The following is a 21,731-nucleotide window of genomic DNA, read 5'->3' on the forward strand; positions in this document are numbered from 1 at the left end:
CTGCCCGGTCGTACCGTGTCCCCGTGGATGTCAGGCTCGCGCAGATGCGCACCGAGTACGCCCGCGAGGGACTGGACGAGCAGGCCGCCGGGGACGACCCGGTGACGCTGTTCCGGCGGTGGCTGGACGAGGCGGTCGAGGCCGGCGTGCCCGAGCCGAACGCGATGACCGTCGCCACGGCCACGCCCGACGGCGTCCCGTCCGCGCGCATCGTGCTGCTCAAGGACTTCGACGAGCGGGGGGCGGTGTTCTTCACCCGCTACACCTCGCGCAAGGGCGACGAGCTGGAGCGCAACCCGCGCGCCGCGGCCGTCATGCTCTGGCACCCGCTGCAGCGCCAGGTGCGCATCGAGGGCCGGGTCGAGCGGCTCGACCCGGCCGACTCCGATGCCTACTTCGCCTCGCGTCCGCGGGGCGCGCAGGTCGGTGCGGTCGCCTCGCCGCAGTCGCGCGTCCTGGCCGGTCGCGGCGAGCTCGAGCGGCTGGTCGCCGAGACCGAGCAGGCGTACGAGGGACGGCCCGTGCCGCGCCCGGACGACTGGGGCGGCTACCGCGTCGTGCTGGGCCGGATGGAGTTCTGGCAGGGCCGCGAGAGCCGGCTGCACGACCGGGTCGTCTTCACCCGGACGGCCGGCGGCTGGGACCGGACCCGGCTCGCACCCTGACCCGTTCGGGCTATACGGACTAGCCCGAACTAACTACTCCGGCGGTGGAAGTCAAGACTGCACTTCGGCCGCCGGACCTGCCTAGCGTCGAGGTACTCATTCCGAGCTAGGGGGAACTCATGATCCGTCGCACCATCGCCTCGGCGGTCGGGCTGGGGGCGCTCGTCGCCGCCGGTCTCGCCGGCCAGGCCACCGCCACCGCGGCACCGTCGTCGGCGTCCGGGGTCGTCGAGCGCACCACCGTGAGCGCCGCGGCGCAGGACCGGACCGAGAGCTACTGGACGCCCGAGCGCATGCGCCGGGCCCAGGACGCCGACGTGCTGGTGCGCGACGCCGCGCGGCGCAAGGCGGCCGCGCCCGAGCGGGCCGTGGCGAAGGGCGAGCCGACGGTGGTCGGCGGACGGGCGGCCGCGGCCCGGCCGAAGCAGCACGCCGACCTCGACGGCGGCCTGTACACCGGGGGCGGCACCGTGGTGCGCACGACCGGCAAGGTCTTCTTCACCCTGGGCGGCAGCGACTACGTCTGCTCGGGCAGCTCGACGCAGGCCGCGAACGAGAGCCTCGTGCAGACCGCCGGGCACTGCCTCAACGAGGGCCCCGGCGACTTCGCCACCAACTTCACCTTCGTCCCGGCCTACGACCGCGGCGCCGCGCCGTACGGGCAGTTCGCGGCGACCGAGCTGCTCACCACCACGCAGTGGGCCGACCAGGGCGACCTCGACTACGACGTCGGCTACGCGGTGGTCGGCCCGTCCGGCGGCCGGACGCTCGCCGATGCCGTGGGCGCGCAGGGCGTGGGCTTCAACCTGGCCCGCGGCGCCTACACGTACGCCTTCGGCTACCCGGCCGCGGCGCCGTACGACGGTGAGGAGCTGGCCTGGTGCCATGGCACCGTCGCGCAGGACACCTACGGCGGCAGCCAGGACCAGGGCCTGGTGTGCGACATGACCGGCGGCTCCTCGGGCGGCCCGTGGTTCAGCGGGTACGACGAGGCGAGCGGCCTGGGGACGCTGACCTCGGTCAACTCCTTCAAGTACAACCTCGGACCGCAGAGCGACCGGATGTTCGGTCCGTACCTGGGCAGCGTGGTGCAGGCGGTGTACCAGCAGGCCCAGGGCTGAGCGTCCGGCGAGCGACGGGGACGGCCTCGGCCGTCCCCGTCGCCGTGTCCGCGGTCAGTTCAGGACGGCGATCGCGGCGCTCAGCGTCGTGGCATAGAGCGTCCAGGCCAGGTACGGCACCATCAGCCACGCGGCCGCCGCCGACCAGCGGCGGAAGCGCCACACGCACAGGGCCACGAGCACGTCGAGGGCGAGGATGACGACGAGCCCGGGCCAGAGCCACTGCAGCGTGAAGAACACCGGGCTCCAGACGAGATTCACCGCGAGCTGGGCCCACCAGAGCCCGAGCGGGCCGCCGCGCCGCCAGACCAGCCACGCCGCGACGGCCATCGCGGCGTAGAGCACGGTCCAGACCGGCCCGAAGACCCAGCTGGGCGGGTTCCACGGCGGCTTCTCGGCGTCCTGGTACCAGCCGGTCGTCTCGCCGGCGTTGGCCCACGACCCGAGCGCGGCGACGACGGCAGTGGCCACGAGCAGGCCGGCGAGGACGAGCCAGGGCCGCGGCGAGCGACGGTCGGTGCGGGCGGCGACGTCGGTGGCGGTCATGCCTCCACACCAGCACGGGCCGCCACGGCCTGCACGTCCGTCCGTTCACCCGCACGACGCGGCGGGTTGGCGCCCCCGACACGCGCGCGGCGCAGCCTGGGGACGTGGTGGACGAGCTGACGGTCCTGCTTCTGGCCCTGGCGGCCGCCTTCGCCGAGTCCGGGCTCGGCCTCGGTGCGGTGGTGCCGGGGGAGACCTTCGTCGTGGTGCTGGCCGCGACGGCCGGCGGCGGGTGGGCCGCCGTGGCGCTGGGTGCCGCCGTGACCGTGGGCGCCTGCCTGGGCGACCACGTCGGGTACGGGCTGGGCCGGCGCCACGGCGACCGGCTGCGCCGCACCCGCGTGGTCGAGCGCGTCGGCGTGCACCACCTGGACCGGGCGATGGCGACGATGCGCCGGCACGGTGCCGCGGCCGTCGTGCTGACCCGCCTGGTGCCGGTGGTGCGGACGCTGACCCCCGCGGCTGCCGGCGCGTCCGGCCTGACGTACCCGCGGTTCCTGGCCGCCTCGCTGTCCGGCTCGGCGCTCTGGGCCACCGTCTACGTGGGCGGCGGCAGCCTGGCCGGGGTCGTGGGCGAGGCGCTGAGCGACGTCGCCGGTCGCGCGGGCTGGCTCGTGCTCGTGGCGGTCGCCTCGCTGGCGGTGCCGCCGCTGCTGGTGCGGGTGCTGGGCGGACGTCGTCCGGGCGTCGCCGCGCCGGATCTCGCCTCGCTCGAGCGGGACGTCGTGGTGCGCCGGCGCGCCGCGACGTCTCCGCTCATCGGCGACGTGCAGCTCTAGGCGAAGCGGGCGGGGTCGACCTCGATCCAGACCTGCTCGGCCCGGCCCACGAGCGTGCCGGCGTCGTCGTACAGCGCGGTGTCGGTGAGGAACTTGCGGCCGGACCGCTCGGCGAGACGTCCGGCGGACGCGTACGAGCGTCCGGCGACCAGCGGCTCGAGGACCTGCGCGGTCATGCGGCCGAGCACCATCACGTGCTGGGAGAAGTCAGCCGCCCAGCCGCCGGGACAGTCGAGCGCCGCCCACGCGACGGGCAGGCCCAGCGTGCCGTCCGGCTCGGCGAACGCCTCGTGCGCGTGGAAGGGGCCGGCGACCAGGCCGTCGCCGACCGGCCCGGTGAACAGGCGCAGGCCGTCACCCTCGCCGCGCTGGGTGCCGCAGGTGAAGCAGCGGTCGAACGGGTGGTGGTGGAAGCCGGGGTACGCCGCCAGCCCGGCCTCGACCTGCTCGCCGGTGGGCGCCGGCGGGACGTCCCGGACGAACGCGCCGTCGGTGGCCTCGCCGACCACGGTGCCGCCGTGGGTGAGCAGCCGGGTGAGGCCGTCGGCGTGCTCCCAGGTCAGCGGGGCGCCGAGCGGCGGCGGGACGCGCAGGGTGGCCGTGACCGGCCGGTCCGTCGCGTGCGCCCGGGCGAGCAGGCCGCTCACGTAGCCGCCGTTGCCCGAGCCGTCCGGTCCGTTGAACTGAGCCGAGATCGTCACCATGGCGCGAACCTACCGGTCACGCAGGGCGGCCAGCCGGGCCAGCGCCTCGCGCCGCTCGGCCGCGTGGTCGACCAGCGGCGGCGGGTAGTCCGCCGGTGGCTCGGGCATCTCCCACGGCTCGTGGACGAACGCCCGCGGCACGTCGGCCAGCTCGGGCACCCAGCGCCGGACGTACGCGCCGTCGGGGTCGAACTTCTTGCCCTGCGAGACCGGGTTCATCACCCGGAAGTAGGGCGCGGCGTCGGTGCCGCAGCCGGCCACCCACTGCCAGCCGTGCTGGTTGTTGGCCAGGTCGCCGTCCACGAGGTGGCCCAGGAAGTGCCGGGCCCCGTGCTGCCACTCCAGGTGCAGGTCCTTGACCAGGAAGCTGGCGGTGATCATCCGCACGCGGTTGTGCATCCACCCCTCGGCGAGCAGCTGGCGCATGCCGGCGTCGACGATCGGGATGCCCGTGCGCCCGTCGCGCCAGGCGTCGAGGTCGCCGCCGGGCTCGTCGTACTCCATGTGCGCGAAGCGGCGGTCGTAGTAGTCGCGGGCCGAGTCGGGACGCTCGCGCAGGACGCCGGCGTAGAAGTCGCGCCACGCGAGCTGGCGGACGTACGCGCCGGCGCCGCGGGACCGCAGCGGGGCGAGGTCGGCGAGCATCGTCCGCGGATGGATCTCGCCCCACTTCAGGTGCACCGACATGCGGGACGTGCCCCGCACGAGGGCCGGGACGTCGCGGGTGTCGTCGTAGTCGCGCACGTGGGCGTCGAGCCAGGTCCGCCACTGCCGCCGGGCCGCCGCTTCCCCGGCGTCCGGCAGGTCGGTGCCGGACGGGACCGGGGCGTCGGGGATCGCGTGCGTGCGTCCAGCGGGCGAGACCCACTCGACGGTGTCCGGGTCGACGTCCTGCGCGGGGGAGCGCCAGCCGTGCTCGGTCCAGGCCCGGTGGAACGGCGTGAACACCTTGAACGGCGTGCCGCCCTTGGTGGTGAGCCGGCCCGGCGCGACCGCGTACGGCGAGCCGGTGCGCACGAGCGCGACGCCGTCGTCGGCGAGCGCCCGCTCGACCGCCTCGTCGCGTCGCGTCCCGTACGGCCCGAAGTCGGCCGCCACGTGGACGCTCGAGGCGCCGGCGGCGCGGGCCACCCTCGGCACCTCGGTGACCGGGTCGCCGTGCACGACGTGCAGGCCGCCGACCCGCTCGGACAGGTCGCGCAGGGACGCCGCCAGGTACGCGCGGCGGACCGGTCCGGCCGGGCCCCAGAGCGTGTCGTCGAGCACGAAGAGCGGGACGACGCGACCGTCCGCGGCGGCGATCGCGTCCAGCAGGGCGGGGTTGTCGCCGAGCCGCAGGTCGCGGCGGAACCACAGGACGCTGGAGGGCACGCCACGACTCTGGCCGGTCACGCCCGCCGGCGCCAGACGAGCCGCGGACACGGGTTCGGGGCGTCGCCCACCGATGCGACACAATGGGGGGCGTGAGCGACCTGATCGACACCACCGAGATGTACCTGCGCACCATCTTCGAGCTCGAGGAGGAGGGCATCGTCCCGCTGCGCGCGCGCATCGCCGAGCGCCTGCACCAGAGCGGTCCGACGGTGTCGCAGACGGTGGCCCGCATGGAGCGCGACGGCCTGCTCACCGTGGGCGGCGATCGCCACTTGGAGCTGTCCGAGCGCGGCCGTCAGCTGGCCACGCGGGTGATGCGCAAGCACCGGCTGGCCGAGCGCCTGCTCACCGACGTCATCGGTCTGGAGATCGAGTACGTCCACGAGGAGGCGTGCCGCTGGGAGCACGTCATGTCCGAGCAGGTCGAGCGCCGGCTCATCGAGCTGCTCGAGCACCCCACCGAGTCGCCCTACGGCAACCCGATCCCCGGCCTGGCCGAGCTCGGCGACCCGCACGGCATGGTCAACTCCTTCCTCGACGGCGTGCTGCCGCTGCCGCAGGTGGCCGGCACCGCCGAGCCGTCGCGCGTCGTCGTGCGCCGCATCGCCGAGGAGCTGCAGAAGGACACCGAGGTCATGTCGGTGCTGCGCCGCGTGGGTGCGCTGCCGGGCAACGACATCCTGGTCTCGCGCACGATCACCGGCATCACCGTGGCCCGCCAGGGCGAGACCGCCGAGATCGACCACGACGCCGCCTCGCACGTCTTCGTCAGCGCCTGACCCTCAGCCCTTCCGGGGCGGCAGCGGCACGAAGTAGCTCGTCCGCCGCGCGTACGACGCCCAGCCGGGCTTGCGCTGCTGGCCCTGCTCGTTGAGCTTGGCGCCGGTCACGTTCACGAGCGAGTACGTCATGACGGCCGGGCCGAGCAGCGCGACGACGCCGGGCCACGACGAGGCGGCCACGAGGCCCAGTCCCCACCAGACGCACGCGTCGCCGAAGTAGTTCGGGTGCCGCGTGTAGCGCCACAGACCGGTGTCCATCACCTGGCCGCGGTGCGCCGGGTCGCGCTTGTAGACCTCGAGCTGACGGTCGCCGACGGTCTCGAAGAACAGGCCGACGGCCCACACCGCGACGCCGAGCACGACGAGCCAGGTCACGTGGCCCTCGTTCTGCGGGCCGACCATGAGCGGGGCCGCGACGACGTACATCCCGAGCCCCTGCGGACCCAGGACGCTGCGCACCGCGGTCTGGCCGAAGCCGCGGTCGGGATGGCGCTCCAGGACGTCCCGGTAGCGCGGGTCCTCGCCCTTGCCGTGGTTGCGGCGGTGGACGTGGGTGCCGAGCCGGACCGCCCAGACCGTGGTGAGCCCGAGCAGCAGCCAGCGGGTGAGGGCGTCGCCGCCGCCGGCCAGCGACACGGCCGTGGACGCCACGGCGACCGGCACGAACCCCAGGCCCCACACGGTGTCGACCACCGAGAGCAGGCCGGTGCGCCGGGCCCAGACGTACGTCACGGCCATCGTGAGGACGACCGCGGCCAGGCCGGCGAGCAGCGCCCAGCCGGTCTGGGACAGGTCGTTCGGGCTCACGCGACGTCCCCGTCGCGCACGAGCGGGAACGAGCTCGCGCCATCGGCGTCGGGCTTGACCGCGAGCACCTGGTCGACGCCCATGCGGTTCTCCTCGAAGGCCAGCGCGCCACCGACCAGGTAGAGCCGCCAGACCCGGGCGTTCTCGACGCCGGCGACGCGCACGGCCTCGTCCCAGTGGGTCTCGAGGTTGTGCAGCCAGCCGGCGACGGTCAGCGGGTAGTGCTCGCGCAGGGCCTGGACGTCACGGATCTCCAGGCCGGGCTCGCTGATCATCTGCAGGGTGCGCCACAGCGGCTTCATGTGCATGTCCGGCGCGATGTAGGTCTCGATGAACGGCCCGCCGCCGGGTCGGTCGCCCGCCTGGCCGTTGCTGCGCGACATCTGCTGGATCAGCACCCGGCCGCCGGGCCGGAGGTAGCGGTGGATGGCCGCGGTGAACTCGGCGTACTCGGCGTCGCCGACGTGCTCGCCCATCTCGAGCGACGCGATCGCGTCGATCTGCCCGTCGCCGACCCCGGCGCCGCTGAGGTCGCGGAAGTGGCGCAGGCTCACGTCGACGCGTCCGCCCAGCCCACGCTCGGCCGCGCGGGCGAGCACGAAGTCGCGCTGCTCGGACGACAGCGTCACGCCGACGACGTGGACGCCGTGGTGCTCGGCCGCGTGCAGCGCGAGGGCGCCCCAGCCGCAGCCGATGTCGACCAGCCGCTTGCCCGGGCCGAGGTCGAGCTTGCGGCAGACCAGGTCGAGCTTGTCGCGCTGGGCCTGGTCGAGCGAGACTTCCGGCGTGCGGTGGAAGCCCGACGAGTACGTCATCTGCGGGTCCAGGACGAGCTCGTAGAAGTCGTTGGAGAGGTCGTAGTGGTGCGCGATGGCCTCACGGTCGCGCTCGCGCGAGTGCAGGTCGCCGCTGAGCTGAGCCTCGGCGGCGGGCACCTCCGGCCGCCGGCCGACGGCACCCAGCCGCACCGCGAGCCAGGCCGCGCGGGCGGCGAGCCGCGGGGTGATGCGCACGCGGCCGGCCCGCGGGTCGGCCGCCCGGGCGTCGCGCACGGCGGCCCACAGCGTCCGGAACCCGTCGCCCAGGTCACCCTCGACGTCGAGCCAGCCCTTGACGTAGGCGCGGGCGACGCCGAGCTCGCCGGGGGAGTGCAGGACGTGGCGCAGCGCGCGCTTGTCCGAGACGACGACGGTCGGGCCGCCGGCGGGGCCCGTGACGCTCCCGTCCCACAGGCGCAGACGGACGGGGAGGCGCATGCCGAGGACGTCCTCGGCCAGGGAGTGGAGCGCGGCGGCCTTGTTCACCTGGACAGTGAAGCGTCCCGTGGCAACCGCGGCGACTCAGACACCCGTGTGGTCGTCGGTGGGGCCTGGCATGCTTGGGCCATGGCAGCGGCTGGCGCACGGAGGTGGTTCTCCCGCACGGGCTCGCTGACGCTCGGCTGGTTGCTGGTGGTCGTCGGCATCCCGCTCATGCCCCTGCCCGGGCCGGGCACCATCGTGCTGGTCGCCGGCGTCGCGCTGCTCTCGCGCCACTACACCTGGGCCGCCCGGGTGCTCGACCCGCTGGAGGCCAAGGCCGTCGAGGCCGCGCGCTACGGCGTCGCCACCTGGCCGCGCATCGCGATGAGCGTCCTCGGCGGGGTCTGGCTCATGGCGCTGGCCGTCGTCTGGACGATCGACCCGCGCATCCCGACCTTCGAGCTGCTCGGCATCGGCTTCGGCCCGCACCTGCCCGCCGGGGGCTGGGGCACGGGCCTCGGCCTGGCCGTCTCGGCGCTCGCCGCCTGGGGCCTGCTGGCCTACAGCGTCAAGCGCTGGCGCCCGTCACCACAGGACGGCGATGAAGACGTTGACGAGCGCGAGGGCACCGACGGCGTGGAACAGTCCCGCTGACGGCTGGGCCCCGGCGCGCTTGGCCTGCTTCTGGCCCACGAACGCGAGCACGGTCACGACGAGGGCGATGACGAGCTTCACCCCCAGCTTCACGTGGTTCGGGTCGCCGTCGTACGGCCGCGCGTCCGTGCTCTCCCACAGGCCGAGCAGGATGATGCCGGTCAGCAGCGCCGACGCCGCACCGTGGAACATGCCGGGCACCACGACCCGCGTGCGCACGTGGGTGAGCCAGCCGCCGATGACGATGGCCCACGAGACGAGGTGCAGGACGAGGATCAGCTCGTAGAGGGTCTCCATGGCGTCATCGTAGGGAACCGCGACCCTCGGGCCCCGGTCGGCTCAAGCCTTCTGCAGCAGCGCCAGGACGTCCCGCTCGAGCGCCCGACCGACGGCGCCGCCGGGGGAGACGCGGCGGTGGTCGGGCGACACGGTCTGGCCGTCCTCGAACAGGTCGACCACGCGCGGGTCGACGTACGACGAGCGCGCGACGGCCGGGGTGTTGCCCAGGTGGTCGGACACCTCCCGCATGGCCGCCGTGATCGCCCGCTTGCGGGCCGTCTTGGTGCCGGCCGCGCTGCCGGCCAGGGCCAGCGCGGCGATGACCGTGCCACGCCACGTCCGGAAGTCCTTGGCCGTGTGGTCGTCGCCGAGCTTCGCCTTCACGTACGCGTTGACGTCGGACGCGTCGACGTGGTGCCAGGCGTCGTCCTCGCGGAAGGCCAGCAGGCGCGGGTCGTCGTCGTCACGGTCGATCAGGTCGCGCAGCACGGCCACGACGCGCTTGTCGCGCACGGTCACCTCGACGTCCTGGCCGGACTTGCCGACGTAGTGGAAGTCGAGCGCCGCGCGTCCGTGCGGCGTCACGTGGTCGCGCTCGATCGTCGTCAGGCCGTAGGAGCCGTTCTCCTCGGTGTAGCGCTCCGACCCGATGCGGAAGATGCCCAGGTCGAGCAGCGCGAACGCGGCGGCGACGACCTGGGTGCGGCCGAGCTCCTCGCCGGGCGCGGCGCTCAGGTCGCGGCGGGTCGCCGCGCGGCGCTTGACCAGGGTCGCGGCGAACAGCTCGATGCGCTCGAACTTCTCCAGGTCGCGCTTCGTCCGCCAGTCCGGGTGGTACAGGTACTGGCGGCGTCCGGCGTCGTCCGTGCCGACGGCCTGCAGGTGGCCGTTGGGGTGCGGGCAGATCCACACGTCCTTCCAGGCCGGCGGGATCACCAGGTTCTTGCAGCGCACCACGTCCTCGGGCTCGAGCGGCCCGCCGTCCTGGTCCAGGTAGCGGAACCCGCGGCCCTGCTTCACCCGGTGCCAGCCCGGGCCCTGGCACGTCACTCGTCGCAGCCTCACCATCGTGCGATCACCGTAGGGCGGTCGCGCCGGACCCGCTCGTCGGCGGTGCTGGTGCCCGGCGCGCGGGCGCGCTACGCTAGGTCGTACAACTTTCAACTAGTGAGGACGCGGTCATGGCAGCGCAGCTCGAGCTCGGTCTGGACACCTTCGGCGACGTCACCGTCGACCTCGAGGGACGTCCGGTGCACCCGGCGCAGGTCGTCCGCGACGTCGTCGAGGAGGCCGTGCTCGCCGACCAGGTGGGGCTGGACTTCATCGGCCTGGGCGAGCACCACCGCGAGGACTTCGCGATCTCCTCGCCCGAGACCGTCCTCGCGGCGATCGCCGCCCGCACCGAGCGCATCCGGCTCGGCTCGGCGGTCACGGTGCTGAGCTCGGACGACCCGATCCGGGCCTACGAGCGGTTCGCCACCGTGGACGCGCTGTCGCACGGCCGCGCCGAGGTCGTGCTCGGACGCGGCTCGTTCACCGAGTCCTTCCCGCTGTTCGGCTTCGACCTGGACCGCTACGAGGAGCTGTTCGAGGACAAGCTCTCGCTGTTCGCCGAGGCGGTGAAGGAGCAGCCGATCACGTGGTCGGGCACGACGCGCACGCCGCTGGCCGACCAGTCGGTCTTCCCGCCGACCGAGAACGGGCTCACGACGTGGATCGGCGTGGGCGGCAGCCCCGAGTCGGTGGTCCGTACCGCGCGCTACGGCTTCGGCCTGTTCCTGGCCATCATCGGCGGCGACCCGGTGCGCTTCCGGCCGTACGTCGACCTGTTCCACGACGCGCTGGAGAAGATGGACCAGCCGGCCAAGCCGCTGGCCGTCCACTCGCCCGGCTACGTCGCCGACACCGACGAGCAGGCCCGCGAGGAGCTGTACGAGCACTTCCAGGCGCAGCGCGCCCGCATCGGCGCCCAGCGCGGCTGGCCCGCGCCGACCCGGCTGCAGTTCGAGCAGGAGGCCAGCCCGCACGGCTCGCTGTACGTCGGCTCGCCCGAGACGGTCGCCCGCAAGATCGCCCGCACGGTGGAGGCGCTCGGCGCGGACCGGTTCGACCTCAAGTACTCCAACGGTGCCGTGCCGCACGCGCAGCTCATGCACGGCATCGAGCTCTACGGCACCAAGGTCGCGCCGATGGTGCGCGACATGCTCGCCGGCTCCTGAGCCGCACCTCCGCGCTGGGCGTGGCGTTCTTGCGGCGACACGCCGGGTCGCGCCGCCAGAACGTCACGCTCAGCGCGAGGGGGAGCGCTGCAGGTCGGTGGCCAGCAGCGCGGCGTGCAGCGAGGTGCGCACCTCGGCCTCGGTGAGGGACGCGTCGAGCACGCGCTCGAGCTTGGCCAGGCGGTCGTAGAGCACCGGACGCGAGACGCCCAGCGCCGCCGCGGCCGCCGCCTTGCTGCCCCAGTGGTCGAGCACCGCCCGCAGGACGCTCATGAGCTCGGTGCCGTCGCGCTCGTCGGCGCGCACGACCGGCGCGAGCTCGCGCTCGGCGAAGGCGCGCACACGGTCGTCGTCGTGCAGCAGCACGAGCAGGCCGCGCAGGTGCACGTCCTCCAGCCGGTTGACGCCGCGCTCGCGTCCGGGCCGGCCGGCCACGGCGGCCATCACCTGCATCGCCTCGCGCAGCGTGCGGTCGGCCGTGCGCAGGTCGGGCACGCGCGTGCCGGCCGCGGCGACGAGCGCGACGCGGGTGCGCACCAGCTCGACCAGCCGGTCGACCGCCCGCTCCGGGTCCTGGCGCGCCGGGATGGTCACCAGCAGCCGCACGTCGCTCTCGAACGCGGCCACCAGCGCCTGCAGACCGGTCGCCTGCACCGACCGGGTGCAGGCCATGACCAGCGTGTCGAGCGCCGCGGACTGGCCGCTGAGCGGCTCGTCGCCGGCCGGGCGGAGCGCCAGGCCCACGACGTGGCCGGGGCGGCTGGGCAGCCCGGCCAGCTCGGCCCGGCGCACGAGCTCGGCGTCCGGCGGACCCGCGAGGATGCCGAGGACGAGCTCGTGGTGGGCCCGCCGCACGCGGCTGTCGCGCGTGCGGTCGTGCAGGCGGTGCATGGCCAGGGCGGCGGCGCCGCGCTCGGCGACGGTGACCAGCCGGGCGGCCGGCTCGCTGGTGGCGCCGATGACGAGCCGGCCCCACTCGCGCTCGCGCCGGCCCAGCGTCGTGACCAGCCAGCCGTTGCTGGCGTCCCAGAACGTGCGCTCGTCGCTGCGGACGGTGCGCGACCGGCGCTCCCAGTCGTCCAGGAAGCTGATCGAGGCGCCCGGTCCGGGGCGGAAGTCGACGACGCGGTGCTGCGCGCTCTCGAGCACGACCGGCGCGCCGGCCAGCCGCTCGACGGCGGCCAGCACCTCGTCCGGCCCGGCCTCGGCGATGCTCAGGTCGGTGAAGGTCTCGTGGACGCGCTGGGACTCGCGCAGCTCGGCGAGCTGCTCGTCGACCAGCCGCTCGCCGACCGCCTGGGTGATCGCGGCGAAGCGGACCTCGCGGCGCAGCGCGACGAGCGGCAGGCCGAGCTCGTCGCACGCCGCGACCAGGGCGGGCGGCAGGCTGGACCAGCGCCGGCCGAGCTCGACCATGAGGCCGACGGCGTCGGAGTCGACGAGGCTGCGGACGAACCCGCGCAGCGCCTCGTCGTGGTCGGCCAGCGCGATGCCGGTGGTGAGCACCAGGTCGCCGCCGCGCAGGAGCGGGGCGATGTCGGCCAGCTCGGTGGTGTGGACCCAGCGCACCGGACGGTCGACCAGGTGTCCGGCGGCGAGCACCGCCGGGTCGGCGCTGCGCACCGCGGCCATCGCGAGCACGTCGGCGAGCGTGAGCATCCAACCTCCTTCGTCCGACACCACGTCGGGTCGGCGCAGGAGATCCTACGGAACGTCGGGGTGTACCTGCGGGCGCTTCCGCCAAGATCGTCCCAGACCGACGAGAGGACCCTCATGACGACCACCATCGCGCACTGGGCCGCGGGCGAGCCGTTCGCCGGCACCAGCGACCGCTACGCCGACGTGACCAACCCGGCCACCGGCGAGGTGACCGGACGCGTCGCGCTCGCCTCGGCCGAGGACGCTGCGCACGTCATCGCCGCCGCCGACGCCGCCGCGTCCGCGTGGGGCCGGACGTCCCTGGCCCGTCGTACCCAGGTCGTCTTCGCCTTCCGCGAGCTGCTCAACGCCCGCAAGGACGAGCTCGCGGCGCTCATCACCGCCGAGCACGGCAAGGTGCACTCCGACGCGCTCGGCGAGATCGCCCGCGGCCAGGAGGTCGTGGAGTTCGCCTGCGGCATCTCGCACCTGCTCAAGGGCGGCCAGTCGCCGCAGGTCTCGACCGGCATCGACGTGCACTCGCGCCGCGAGCCGCTCGGCGTCGTCGGCATCATCAGCCCGTTCAACTTCCCGGCGATGGTGCCCATGTGGTTCTTCCCGGTCGCCATCGCGGCCGGCAACGCGGTCGTGCTCAAGCCCAGCGAGAAGGACCCGTCGGCCTCGCTGTGGCTGGCCGCGCTGTGGAAGGAGGCCGGCCTGCCCGACGGCGTCTTCACCGTGCTGCAGGGCGACAAGGTCGCCGTCGACGCGCTGCTGGAGAGCCCGGTCGTCCAGGCGATCAGCTTCGTCGGCTCCACGCCGATCGCCGAGTACGTCTACGAGACCGCCTCGCGCCACGGCAAGCGCGTCCAGGCCCTCGGTGGCGCCAAGAACCACATGGTCGTGCTGCCCGACGCCGACCTCGACATCGCCGCCGACGCCGCGGTGAACGCCGGCTACGGCAGCGCGGGCGAGCGCTGCATGGCGGTCAGCGTGCTGGTCGCCGTCGGCGAGGTGGCCGACGACCTGGTGGCCCGCATCGCCGACCGCACCCGGACGATCCTGGTCGGCGACGGCAGCGCGGAGGCCGGTGCCGAGCGTGAGGCCGACATGGGCCCGCTCGTCACGAAGGCGCACCGTGACAAGGTCGCCTCGTTCATCGACTCCGGCGAGCAGGCCGGCGCGAAGGTCGTCGTCGACGGGCGCGACGTCGCCGCCCGCGGCGCGGCCGGTGGCTTCTACCTCGGCCCGACGCTGTTCGATCACGTCACGCCCGAGATGGAGGTCTACCGCGAGGAGATCTTCGGCCCGGTGCTGTCGGTCGTCCGGGTCGACACCTACGACGAGGCCGTGGCGCTCATCAACGCCAACCAGTACGGCAACGGCACCGCGATCTTCACCAACGACGGCGGCGCGGCGCGTCGCTTCGAGTCCGACGTGACCGTCGGCATGATCGGCGTCAACGTGCCCGTCCCCGTGCCGGTGGCCTACTACTCCTTCGGCGGCTGGAAGAAGTCGCTGTTCGGCGACACCCACGCCCACGGCGTCGAGGGCGTCCACTTCTTCACCCGCGGCAAGGTCGTCACCAGCCGCTGGATCGACCCGGCCAACCGTCCCACCGGTGGCCTCGAGCTGGGGTTCCCGCGCAATGACTGACCCGACGACGACCGAGCTGGTCGACCTCACGCCCGAGCGCACCTACGAGCTGGACCGCGCGCACGTCTTCCACTCCTGGTCGGCCCAGGGCGCCCTGTCGCCGATGGTCGTCACCAAGGCGGAGGGCTCGCACGTCTGGGACGGCGCCGGCGCCCGCTACCTGGACTTCACGTCCCAGCTGGTGTTCACCAACCTCGGCCACCAGCACCCGCGGCTCGTCGCGGCGATCCAGGAGCAGGCCGCGCACCTGTGCACGGTGGCCCCGGCGTTCGCCAACGCCGCCCGCTCCGAGGCGGCAAGGCTCATCGCCTCGCACACGCCCGGCGACCTGGGCAAGGTGTTCTTCACCAACGGCGGCGCGGACGCGAACGAGCACGCCATCCGCATGGCCCGGCTGCACACCGGACGCCACAAGGTGCTCTCGACGTACCGCTCGTACCACGGCGGCACGCAGCTGGCGGTGAACGTGACCGGCGACTGGCGCCGGCACGACAACGACCACGCCTCCACCGGCACGGTGCACTTCTTCGGCCCGTACCTGTACCGCAGCGCCTTCCACGCCGAGACCGAGGCCCAGGAGTGCGAGCGTGCGCTCGAGCACCTGGAGCAGACGATCGTCATGGAGGGGTCGAGCACGATCGCCGCGATCATCCTGGAGTCGATCCCCGGCACCGCGGGCATCATGCTGCCGCCGGCGGGCTACCTGGCCGGCGTGCGCGAGCTGTGCGACCGGTTCGGCCTGGTCATGATCGCCGACGAGGTCATGGCCGGGTTCGGCCGCGCGGGCCGCTGGTTCGCGATCGACCACGACGAGGTCGTCCCGGACCTGCTGACCTTCGCCAAGGGCGTGAACTCCGGCTACGTCCCGATGGGCGGCGTGGCCATCAGCCCGGCCATCGCGGCGACCTTCGACGACCGCGTGTACCCGGGCGGCCTGACCTACTCCGGTCACCCGCTCGCCGCGGCTGCCGCCGTCGCTACGATCCGGACGATGGAGGACGACCGCGTCGTCGAGCACGCCGCGGCCCTCGGCGCGGAGGTCTTCGCGCCCGGCCTCGCCGCGCTGGCCGACGAGCACGCGTGGGTCGGCGAGGCCCGCGGCACGGGTGCGTTCTGGGCCGTGGAGCTGGTCGCCGACGCCGCGACCCGTGAGCCGCTCGACGCCGCCCGCGTGGGTGCCGTCGTCGCCGCGTGCAAGCGCCGTGGCCTGCTGCCCATGGCCAACGCCAACCGCATCCACCTGGTGCCGCCGCTGACCACGACGGCCGGCCAGGTGCGCGAGGCGATCAGCAGCCTGGGCGAGGCGCTGGCCGAGGCGTCGGCATGACCCTGACGTCCGGCCACCGCGACGCCCTCGCCGGCTCGGTGCTGCGCCCGCTGTGGCTCGACACCGCCGACCGTCCCGCCCCGCGACCCGCCCTCGCCGGGGACGTCTCGGTCGACCTGCTCGTCGTCGGTGGCGGGTTCACCGGGCTGTGGACCGCGCTGCGGGCGCTCGAGCGCGACCCCGGCCGCCGGGTGCTGCTCGTCGAGCGCGATCGCGTCGCCGAGCACGCGACCGGCCGCAACGGCGGGTTCTGCGAGGCGTCCATCACCCACGGCGAGGCGAACGGGCTCACCCGCTGGCCGGACGAGTACGACGCGCTGCACGCGATGGGCGTGCGCAACCTCGACGAGATCGAGCAGACCGTCGAGCGGTACGGCATCGAGTGCGGGTTCGTCCGCGGCGGCCAGCTCTCCGTGGCCACCCGCCCGCACGAGGTGGCGTGGCTGGAGCCGGACGAGCCGGGCTTCCTGGACGCCGACGCGATCCGCGCCCTGGTGGACTCGCCGACGTACGTGGCCGGACGTCTCGACGGTCCCGAGGAGTGCGCGCTGGTCGACCCGGCGCGCCTGGCCTGGGGACTGGCGGACGCGGTCGAGAGCCTCGGCGGCACCATCGTCGAGCAGACCTCGATCGAGCGACTGGCCCGCAGCGGCGGCGCGGTCGAGGCCACCACCGCGGGCGGCACGGTGCGCGCCGGCCGGGTCGTCGTGGCGACCAACGCGTTCCGCGGCCCGCTGCGCCGCACCCGCCTGGGCACGGTGCCGGTCTACGACTACGTGCTCGCCACCGAGCCGCTCACCGACGAGCAGCTCGCGGCGATCGGGTGGGACCCGGCCTTCGGCATCGCCGACTCGGGCAACCACTTCCACTACTACCGGATCACGCCGGACCGCCGGATCCTGTTCGGCGGCTACGACGCGATCTACCACTTCGGCCGCTCGATCGACCCCGGGCACGAGGACCGCACCGCGACCTTCGAGACGCTGGCCGGGCACTTCGCCGAGACCTTCCCACAGCTGGCGGACGTCCGGTTCACGCACCGCTGGTCGGGCGTCATCGACACCTCGACCCGGTTCTGCGCGTTCTTCGGCCGGGCGCACCGGGGCCGCACGGCGTACGCCACGGGCTTCACGGGCCTCGGGGTCGGCGCTTCGCGCTTCGCCGCGGACGTCGTCCTGGACCTGCTCGACGGCCGCTCGACCGAGCGGACCCGACTGAAGATGGTGCGCCGCCGGCCGCTGCCGTTCCCGCCGGAGCCGCTGGCCTGGATCGGCATCCAGCTCACCAGCTGGGCCATGGGCCGCGAGGACCGCACGGGCCGGCGCAACCTGTGGCTGCGCCTGCTCGACCGGCTCGGCCTAGGGTTCGACTCGTGAGCGAGACCAGCGAGACCAGCGAGACCAGCGAGACCAGCGAGACCAGCGGGACGAGCGGGACGAGGACGCAGGCGGACGAGCGGCTGCTGGCCGCCGACGTCCAGGCGCACGAGCTGCTGCGTGACGACGCCGGCGGCGCCCTGGCCACGTCCTCGACGGTGCTGGGCACGCTCGACCACACCGAGGTCGGGCTGTGGGAGGCCGGGCCGGGCACCGACCACGACACCGAGGTCGACGAGGTGTTCGTGGTGCTCTCCGGCGCGGCCACCGTGACCTTCGCCGACGGCAGCAGCGTCGCGCTGCGCCCGGGCGTCGCCGTGCGCCTGCACGCCGGCGACCGCACCCGGTGGGACGTCACCGAGCGGCTGCGCAAGCTCTACCTAGCCTGAGCGCCCCGACTGACGATCTCGTCGGTCATGTCGTCGAAACACTTCGGTATCAGAAGGTTCATTCCCCGATCCTCGACGGAATCGGTGGTTTCAGGTACGTTGATCCGCGTGACCGACACCACCTTCAGCAACGTCGTCGACGGCCGGCTCGTCCCTGCCGCGGACGGCCGCACCTACGACGTGATCGACCCCAGCACCGGCCAGGTCTACGCGCAGGCGCCGCTCTCGGGCGCCGAGGACGTCGACCGGGCGTACGCCGCCGCGGAGCGGGCGTTCGAGTCCTGGGGCTCCACCACCCCGCAGGAGCGCATGCTCGCCCTGCTCAAGATCGCCGACGCGCTCGAGTCGCGGGCCGAGGAGTTCGTCGCGGCCGAGTCGCGCGACACCGGCAAGCCGCTCGCGGTGACGATGAGCGAGGAGATGCCGCCGACGGTCGACCACTTCCGCTTCTTCGCCGGCGCGTGCCGCGTCATGGAGGGCAAGTCGGCCGGCGAGTACCTGGCCGACCACACGTCGTACGTCCGCCGTGAGCCCATCGGCGTCGTCGGCCAGGTGACGCCCTGGAACTACCCGCTGCCGATGATGGTCTGGAAGATCGCCCCGGCGCTCGCTGCGGGCAACACCGTCGTGCTGAAGCCGTCGGACACGACGCCGGCGACGTCCACGATGATGGCCGAGCTCGCGCAGGAGTTCCTGCCGCCGGGCGTGCTCAACGTCCTCACGGGCGACCGCGACACCGGCCGCGCGCTCGTCTCGCACCGGACCCCGCAGATGGTCGCCATCACCGGCTCGGTCCGTGCCGGCATGGAGGTCGCCGGCTCGGCGGCCACCGACCTCAAGCGCGTCCACCTCGAGCTCGGCGGCAAGGCGCCGGTCGTGGTGTTCGACGACGCCGACGTCGAGAAGGCCGCCGAGGCGATCGCCGCCGCGGGCTACTTCAACGCCGGGCAGGACTGCACCGCCGCCACCCGCGTGCTCGCCGGCAAGGGCGTCTACCGCGACTTCGTCGCCGCCCTCGCCGCGCAGGCGAAGGCCACCCGCACCGGCATGCCGGACGACGCCGACGCGTACTACGGCGCGGTCAACAACGCCGACCAGCTCGCCCGCGTGGGCGCGATGGTCGACCGCCTTCCCGACCACGCCACCGTCGAGGCCGGCGGACGCCGCCAGGGCGACCAGGGCTACTTCTACGAGCCCACCGTGCTCGCGGGCCTGCGCCAGGATGACGAGCAGGTGCAGGACGAGATCTTCGGCCCGGTCATCACGGTGCAGGAGTTCGGCGACGAGGCGGAGGCGCTGCGTCTGGCCAACGACGTCCGCTACGGCCTGGCCTCCAGCGTCTGGACGAAGGACCACGGCGTCGCGATGCGCATGTCGCGCGGCCTGGACTTCGGCGTCGTGTGGATCAACACCCACATCCCGTACGTCTCGGAGATGCCGCACGGCGGCTTCAAGCACTCCGGCTACGGCAAGGACCTGTCCATGTACGGCCTCGAGGACTACACGCGCATCAAGCACGTCATGTCCTACACGGGCGCATGAGCGCCGTGGAGGACGTCGACGTCGTCGTGGTCGTCGACGTCGTCGTGGTCGGAGCCGGCGCGACCGGCCTCACCGCCGCCACCCGGCTGCGCGAGGCCGGACGCTCGGTGGTCGTCCTCGAGGCTCGCGACCGGGTCGGCGGCCGTCTGCTGACCGACGACGTCGACGGCGTGCGGCTGGAGGTCGGCGGCCAGTGGGTGTCGCCCGACCAGTCCGCGCTGCTGGCGATGCTGGACGAGCTGGGGCTGAAGACGTACGAGCGGTACCGCGCGGGCGAGTCGGTCTACGTCGGACGCGACGGGGTGCGGCGCACCTTCACCGGCGAGGCGTTCCCGGTGAGCGAGCGCACCGCCGCGGAGGTCGACCGCATCACCGCCGAGCTCGACCGGCTGGCGTCCCTCATGGACCCGCTCGAGCCCTGGGCCCACCCGGACGCCGAGGCGCTGGACCGCGTCTCGTTCGCGACCTGGCTGGAGCAGCAGACCGACGACCCCGAGGCGCGCGACAACGTCGGCCTCTACATCGGCCCGGCGATGCTGACCAAGCCGACGCACGCCTTCTCAGCTCTCTCGGCGGTCCTCATGGCCGCGTCCGCCGGCGGGTTCAGCCACCTGGTCGACGCCGACTTCATCCTCGACCGGCGCGTGGTCGGCGGCCTGCAGGGCGTCCCGCTCGCGCTGGCCGAGCGGCTCGGCGACGCGGTGCGGCTGTCGTCGCCGGTGCGGCGGATCGCCTGGACGGCCGACGGGGCGACGGTCTCGACCGACGACGCCACGTTCACCGCCCGGCGGGTGCTGCTGGCGCTGCCGCCGACGCACGTCTCGCGGATCGGCTTCGAGCCCGCGCTGCCGGCGATCCACAGCCAGATGCGCCAGCACCAGTCGTTCGGGCTCGTGCTCAAGCTGCACCTGACGTACGAGACGCCGTTCTGGCGCGAGCAGGGCCTGTCCGGCACCGCGTTCAGCCCCTACGAGCTCGTGCACGAGGCGTACGACAACACCAACGAGGACGTGGCGGGGGAGACCCGCGGCACGCTCGTCGGGTTCGTCTCGGACGTCAACGCCGACGAGGTGCTGCGCCTGGACGCCGACGAGCGCCGCCGCCGCATCCTGGCGTCGGTGGCCTCGTACTACGGCGATCAGGCGCTCGAGCCGGTCGCGTACTACGAGAGTCCGTGGATGGACGAGGAGTGGACGGCCGGCGCCTACGCGACGAGCTTCGACATCGGCTCGCTCACCCGGTACGGCGCGCACCTGCGCGAGGACGTCGGCCCGATCGCGTTCGCCAGCAGCGACGTCGCCGGGCTGGGCTTCCAGCACGTCGACGGCGCGATCCGCATGGGCGAGGCCGTCGCGCGCCGCTTCCTGGAGTCCTGACCCGGCTCAGCCGCGGCGCAGGTGCAGCAGCGGGAACGGGCGGCCCTCGTTCGTCGAGGGCCGCCCTTCACGACGTCTGCTCGTCGGCGAAGAACGAGAACGAGCCGTCCTGCTCCAGCACGGCCCACTTCACCTGCTCCAGGTGCTCGATGCCGTTCGTGCGGGCGGCGGCCAGCAGGTCGGCCTCGTCGAGCCGCTCGATGCGCAGCGACTCGTGGATGATCCGCCCGTCGCGCACCAGCAGCGTCGGGACGCCCTCGAAGAACGAGCGGCGCCGCGGCAGCCGCCACGACAGCCACGACATGGCCACCGTCAGCACCGCGATGGTGGCGACGGCGACGACCGCGCCGGTGACCGACGTGTCCTCGCTGATGACGCCCTCCGCGACCAGGTCGCCGACGACGACGAGGATGACGAAGTCGAACGCCGAGAGCTCGCTGAGCTCGCGCTTGCCCACGATGCGCACGACGACCCAGACCAGGACGAAGACGACGGCCGCGCTGATCACGATGCTCACGGGCGAACCTCCGAGAAGGACGAACGGTACGGACGTCCGCCCGTGACGATGCTGTGGGTTCGGTCGCTCACGGCAGCACCCACGTCCGGGCGTCGACCTCGGTGACGCCGTCCGGTCCGGGCGCACGCAGGGTGTAGGAGAACGGTCCGGGACGGGCCTCGGTGGGGGAGCGGCCCGACAGGCTCACCGTGAGCGGCCCGCTCGGCGGCGCGTCGAACGTCAGCCGCACACGGCGGTCGTCGCCGGTCTGCGCCGACGGCGAGGGCGACATGACCTCCAGGCCCAGCCGCTCCAGCATGGCGGGCTCGACCTCCAGCACGACGGAGGCGCCGGGGGCGGGGGCGTCGACCGTCACGACGACCGCGGCATCCAGCCCGGCGCGGGTCACCTGCGGGTGCTGCACCTGGAGCGCAGGACCGGGACCCTCCGCGGACGCGGTCGTGTCGCGCGGGCCGAACCAGCCCACGACGGCGGCCAGCACGACGAGGACGAGCAGCGTCACGCCGAGCCGGCGCCAGGCCCGTCCGCGGCGGGCCCGCTCCGGCCCGGCGACCCCGCGCAGGACCGGGATCGACTCGCTGTCGTCCATGGCTCGACCTCCTCGTGACGGACGCCCGATCGTAGCCATCCCGTGGCGCCGCGGCGAGACGCGTGCCACTTCGCTCAGGTCCGGCAGCCTCCCGCCGATGCGTGGCGGCGCAGCGTCCAGGACGGACGCGCTCTGAATCGTTTCAGGAGG

22 protein-coding genes are annotated in these 21,731 nt (G+C 73.7%); 12 read left to right on the forward strand and 10 right to left on the reverse strand.

The window, feature by feature from the left end:
- Nucleotides 1-23: 23 nt before the first annotated feature.
- The gene (pdxH, locus tag HGAM_RS07070) at nt 24-665 is read left to right on the forward strand and encodes a pyridoxamine 5'-phosphate oxidase (protein ID WP_038951619.1); all 642 of its coding nucleotides are present in this window, start codon (nt 24-26) and stop codon (nt 663-665) included.
- A 119-nt stretch (nt 666-784) separates the two neighbouring features.
- Nucleotides 785-1,786, forward strand: a complete 1,002-nt coding sequence (locus HGAM_RS07075; protein ID WP_019144777.1) for a trypsin-like serine peptidase — start codon at nt 785-787, stop codon at nt 1,784-1,786.
- Nucleotides 1,787-1,840: 54 nt separating this feature from the next.
- On the opposite strand, the gene HGAM_RS07080 is transcribed toward HGAM_RS07075, so the two are convergent.
- Nucleotides 1,841-2,332 (reverse strand): TspO/MBR family protein, encoded by a 492-nt coding sequence (locus HGAM_RS07080; RefSeq protein ID WP_019144778.1) that lies wholly within the window; start codon nt 2,330-2,332, stop codon nt 1,841-1,843.
- A gap of 104 nt (nt 2,333-2,436) precedes the next feature.
- On the opposite strand from HGAM_RS07080, the gene HGAM_RS18235 reads away from it, so the two are divergent.
- Nucleotides 2,437-3,111 (forward strand): DedA family protein, encoded by a 675-nt coding sequence (locus HGAM_RS18235; protein ID WP_019144779.1) that lies wholly within the window; start codon nt 2,437-2,439, stop codon nt 3,109-3,111.
- Here HGAM_RS18235 and HGAM_RS07090 read toward each other — a convergent pair.
- Together HGAM_RS07090 and HGAM_RS07095 are read right to left on the reverse strand one after the other, a co-directional pair.
- A complete protein-coding gene (locus tag HGAM_RS07090) occupies nt 3,108-3,815 on the reverse strand; it encodes a hypothetical protein (protein WP_019144780.1) in 708 nt (235 codons plus the stop codon). The two genes, HGAM_RS18235 and HGAM_RS07090, sit on opposite strands and share 4 nt — an antisense overlap.
- 9 nt (nt 3,816-3,824) lie before the next feature.
- Nucleotides 3,825-5,186, reverse strand: coding sequence for a cryptochrome/photolyase family protein (locus HGAM_RS07095; RefSeq protein WP_019144781.1), 1,362 nt, complete (start codon nt 5,184-5,186; stop codon nt 3,825-3,827).
- Between the two features lie 92 nt (nt 5,187-5,278).
- Between HGAM_RS07095 and HGAM_RS07100 the strand changes: the two genes are divergently transcribed.
- Nucleotides 5,279-5,968, forward strand: coding sequence for an iron-dependent transcriptional repressor DtxR (locus tag HGAM_RS07100; protein ID WP_019144782.1), 690 nt, complete (start codon nt 5,279-5,281; stop codon nt 5,966-5,968).
- 3 nt (nt 5,969-5,971) lie between these two features.
- Here the strand turns inward: HGAM_RS07100 and HGAM_RS07105 are convergent, their stop codons facing one another.
- Nucleotides 5,972-6,778, reverse strand: coding sequence for a DUF1295 domain-containing protein (locus HGAM_RS07105; RefSeq protein ID WP_019144783.1), 807 nt, complete (start codon nt 6,776-6,778; stop codon nt 5,972-5,974).
- Nucleotides 6,775-8,082 carry an SAM-dependent methyltransferase gene (locus HGAM_RS07110; RefSeq protein WP_019144784.1) on the reverse strand — a complete coding sequence of 436 codons (1,308 nt, stop codon included), beginning with the start codon at nt 8,080-8,082 and terminating at the stop codon, nt 6,775-6,777. Before HGAM_RS07110 ends, HGAM_RS07105 begins: the two co-directional genes overlap by 4 nt.
- Before the next feature lie 81 nt (nt 8,083-8,163).
- On the opposite strand from HGAM_RS07110, the gene HGAM_RS18240 reads away from it, so the two are divergent.
- A complete protein-coding gene (locus HGAM_RS18240; protein WP_081591886.1) occupies nt 8,164-8,673 on the forward strand; it encodes a PGPGW domain-containing protein in 510 nt (169 codons plus the stop codon).
- Here the strand turns inward: HGAM_RS18240 and HGAM_RS07120 are convergent.
- Both HGAM_RS07120 and HGAM_RS18245 read right to left on the reverse strand, forming a co-directional pair.
- A complete protein-coding gene (locus tag HGAM_RS07120; RefSeq protein ID WP_019144786.1) occupies nt 8,605-8,970 on the reverse strand; it encodes a hypothetical protein in 366 nt (121 codons plus the stop codon). The two genes, HGAM_RS18240 and HGAM_RS07120, sit on opposite strands and share 69 nt — an antisense overlap.
- Nucleotides 8,971-9,012: 42 nt before the next feature.
- A complete protein-coding gene (locus HGAM_RS18245; protein WP_049798217.1) occupies nt 9,013-10,020 on the reverse strand; it encodes a DNA topoisomerase IB in 1,008 nt (335 codons plus the stop codon).
- 113 nt (nt 10,021-10,133) lie between these two features.
- Here HGAM_RS18245 and HGAM_RS07130 point away from each other — a divergent pair, with 113 nt between their 5' ends.
- Entirely contained in the window at nt 10,134-11,171 is a 1,038-nt protein-coding gene (locus HGAM_RS07130) for an LLM class flavin-dependent oxidoreductase (protein WP_019144788.1), read from the forward strand.
- 69 nt (nt 11,172-11,240) lie between these two features.
- On the opposite strand, the gene HGAM_RS07135 is transcribed toward HGAM_RS07130, so the two are convergent.
- Nucleotides 11,241-12,830, reverse strand: coding sequence for a PucR family transcriptional regulator (locus HGAM_RS07135; RefSeq protein ID WP_019144789.1), 1,590 nt, complete (start codon nt 12,828-12,830; stop codon nt 11,241-11,243).
- Nucleotides 12,831-12,944: 114 nt separating this feature from the next.
- On the opposite strand from HGAM_RS07135, the gene HGAM_RS07140 reads away from it, so the two are divergent.
- The 6 genes from HGAM_RS07140 (at nt 12,945) to HGAM_RS07165 (ending at nt 20,475) form a co-directional block, all read left to right on the forward strand.
- On the forward strand, nt 12,945-14,465 hold the full coding sequence (locus HGAM_RS07140) for a CoA-acylating methylmalonate-semialdehyde dehydrogenase (RefSeq protein WP_019144790.1): 1,521 nt from the start codon (nt 12,945-12,947) through the stop codon (nt 14,463-14,465).
- On the forward strand, nt 14,458-15,792 hold the full coding sequence (locus HGAM_RS07145) for an aspartate aminotransferase family protein (protein ID WP_019144791.1): 1,335 nt from the start codon (nt 14,458-14,460) through the stop codon (nt 15,790-15,792). Before HGAM_RS07140 ends, HGAM_RS07145 begins: the two co-directional genes overlap by 8 nt.
- Nucleotides 15,789-17,168, forward strand: coding sequence for an NAD(P)/FAD-dependent oxidoreductase (locus HGAM_RS07150; RefSeq protein WP_019144792.1), 1,380 nt, complete (start codon nt 15,789-15,791; stop codon nt 17,166-17,168). The genes HGAM_RS07145 and HGAM_RS07150 overlap by 4 nt, the downstream gene beginning before the upstream one ends.
- On the forward strand, nt 17,165-17,557 hold the full coding sequence (locus HGAM_RS07155) for a cupin domain-containing protein (protein ID WP_019144793.1): 393 nt from the start codon (nt 17,165-17,167) through the stop codon (nt 17,555-17,557). Before HGAM_RS07150 ends, HGAM_RS07155 begins: the two co-directional genes overlap by 4 nt.
- 108 nt (nt 17,558-17,665) lie before the next feature.
- Nucleotides 17,666-19,099 carry a gamma-aminobutyraldehyde dehydrogenase gene (locus HGAM_RS07160; protein ID WP_019144794.1) on the forward strand — a complete coding sequence of 478 codons (1,434 nt, stop codon included), beginning with the start codon at nt 17,666-17,668 and terminating at the stop codon, nt 19,097-19,099.
- Entirely contained in the window at nt 19,096-20,475 is a 1,380-nt protein-coding gene (locus HGAM_RS07165; RefSeq protein ID WP_019144795.1) for a flavin monoamine oxidase family protein, read from the forward strand. The genes HGAM_RS07160 and HGAM_RS07165 overlap by 4 nt, the downstream gene beginning before the upstream one ends.
- A gap of 67 nt (nt 20,476-20,542) precedes the next feature.
- On the opposite strand, the gene HGAM_RS07170 is transcribed toward HGAM_RS07165, so the two are convergent.
- Together HGAM_RS07170 and HGAM_RS07175 are read right to left on the reverse strand one after the other, a co-directional pair.
- On the reverse strand, nt 20,543-20,992 hold the full coding sequence (locus HGAM_RS07170) for a DUF421 domain-containing protein (protein ID WP_019144796.1): 450 nt from the start codon (nt 20,990-20,992) through the stop codon (nt 20,543-20,545).
- Nucleotides 20,993-21,059: 67 nt separating this feature from the next.
- Complete coding sequence (locus tag HGAM_RS07175; protein WP_019144797.1) at nt 21,060-21,581, reverse strand: hypothetical protein; 522 nt, start codon at nt 21,579-21,581, stop codon at nt 21,060-21,062.
- Between the last annotated feature and the right edge of the window lie 150 nt (nt 21,582-21,731).

It is taken from the genome of Aeromicrobium massiliense JC14 (assembly GCF_000312105.1).
GTDB classification, from domain to species: domain Bacteria; phylum Actinomycetota; class Actinomycetes; order Propionibacteriales; family Nocardioidaceae; genus Aeromicrobium; species Aeromicrobium massiliense.